General features: G+C 65.8%; 1 protein-coding gene. It reads right to left on the reverse strand.

What is annotated here, in order from left to right; translation table 11 throughout:
• Nucleotides 1–113: 113 nt before the first annotated feature.
• Nucleotides 114–1,835, reverse strand: a complete 1,722-nt coding sequence (locus ACIHAD_RS48820) for an IS1634 family transposase (RefSeq protein WP_397361746.1) — start codon at nucleotides 1,833–1,835, stop codon at nucleotides 114–116.
• Between the last annotated feature and the right edge of the window lie 163 nt (nucleotides 1,836–1,998).

Here is a 1,998-nt window from a genome sequence, read left to right on the forward strand (position 1 = left end):
CCTGTGTTCCGCGTAATTCAGCGTCCTAGAGTCACGAATCTGGGGTCTGACCTGTGCGGACATGGGTGAGGGCGCCTGAGAGGCGTTTCTCTAGGCGCTGGTGTTCGTGCTGGTCAGTGGGATGCGGGTTCGAGGGCGATGATCTGCTTCGGGGCGGGGGTGCCGAGCTTGGCCAGGAGGTCGGTCTGGGGCTTGGTGACGGTGGTGACTTGCCGGAACAGGCCGGTAGGGCCGATGAAGGTGCCAAGGTGGAGCCGGTCGAGCTCACGGCGGACGGTCGGCCAGGTCGCGCCGGTGGTGGTCTCGATGATGCGGATCAACAGCAGGGCGAGCCAGCAGAGGACGACGTGTGCGCGTATGCGTTCCTCGAGCCGGTGATAGACGGGCCGCAGGTCGATGATCTGTTTCATGTCCCGCCAGCCCCGCTCGACTTCGAGGAGTTGCTTGTAGCCGAGGGCGATGTCCTCCGCGGACAGGTCCGGGTCGGAGCATCGCAGCAGGTACTTGCCGTCGAGGTTCTCCTCGGTCTTGATCTTCGCGGTGTCGATGCGGAGCTTGCCGGCCGGGGTGGTGCGGAGGTAGCGGTTGAGGCCGGGCTTGTCGGCGATCTTGCCGCGGAGCTCGCCTCGCTTGAAGTCGCTGAGCTGGTCGGTGTCTTCGATCAGGGTCGTGAGCTGGGAGACGAGCTGTTCGCGTATGTGCTGGTCACGGGTGGCGGCTTCGGCGTTGTGGCAGATCACGAACCGTTCGGTCTCCGAGATCCGCACCTCCTTGACCCGCATGTTCTGGGCGATCTCGCCGTAACGGCCCTGGCGGGACAGGGCGGCCTTCACCTCCGGGCTCCCTGAGCGGAGTTTCTCACCGACGATGTAGGCGTGGTCGCCCTGGCGGAGGTAGCGGCGGTTGCGTTCGCTGGAGAATCCCCGGTCGGTGACCCACACGATCTTGCTGAGGGTCCAGTCCCGCATGTCGTCCTTGACCTGCCGGATCAGCTTCTGGTCACCGGTGTTGCCGGGCCAGGACCAGACGCGGACCGGGATCCCGTCCCGGGTGACGGCCATCCCGATGACGATCTGTGGGAGGTCATCGCGGGAGTCCTTGGACTTGCCGAAGGTGCGGAACCCGCCCTGATCCGCGGGCTCGCCGTCCTCCTCAGCGGGTGGGCGGTCGTCCGTCAGGAGGCGGCCCTTGTCGTCGCGGGCGAGGGGTTCGTCGGCCTCCTCCAGCTCGAAGTAGGTGCTGGTGGTGTCGAAGAACAGCAGGTCGACCTCGAGGTTGAGGAGGTTCGCAACCTCGTCGAACACCCGCTTCTCCAGGTTGTCGGTCACCTCGTGGAGCCAGTCCATCGCCCGGTAGCAGGCGTCGTCGTCGGTGGCCGGCAGGCCCTCGACATGTACGTCGTGCGTGATCCAGTCCGCGGCGGCCAGCTTCGAGGACGGAGCCAGGGCCCGGTTCGCGACCAGGGAGAACAGCACCCGCTCAGTCACCGACATGTCCCGACGTCGGCCCCGCTTGGGCTGCCCGACCTGCCCGACGATCTTGTCGATCCTCAGCCGCCGCCAGAGATGATCGAGGACGTAGGTGCCGCCGAACGGGACCGACGAGACGAACTCCAGGTCACCCGCCGCCGTCGATGCCAGTGTCTCACCCGGCTCCAGCAGCCTCGATAGAGACGCGACCAGGCGTTTCACCGCGTCCCGGTCGAGGTCGTCCTCACGGCCGAACGTGAACAGGACCTTCGGGACCGCCCGACCTTTCACTGGATCCCACTCGTTGTGGGCCAGGTGCAGGTACCGGACTGTGCCGGACTTGTTCTCCCGTTTCGTCGTCTTCACGTACACGACTCCAGACTCTACGGAGCAGCTGCAGGTCAGTGCAGGCGAATCCACAGAATCGCGTCTCTAGGCATATCCGCCCGCGTCACCAGCCTCCGCTCCGTTGACCTGCACTTTCAGCTCGGGACGGACTCCAGAACCCCCGAATTGCGCGGAACGCAGG

The sequence above is a fragment of the Nonomuraea sp. NPDC052265 genome (assembly GCF_044547985.1).
Taxonomy (GTDB): domain Bacteria; phylum Actinomycetota; class Actinomycetes; order Streptosporangiales; family Streptosporangiaceae; genus Nonomuraea.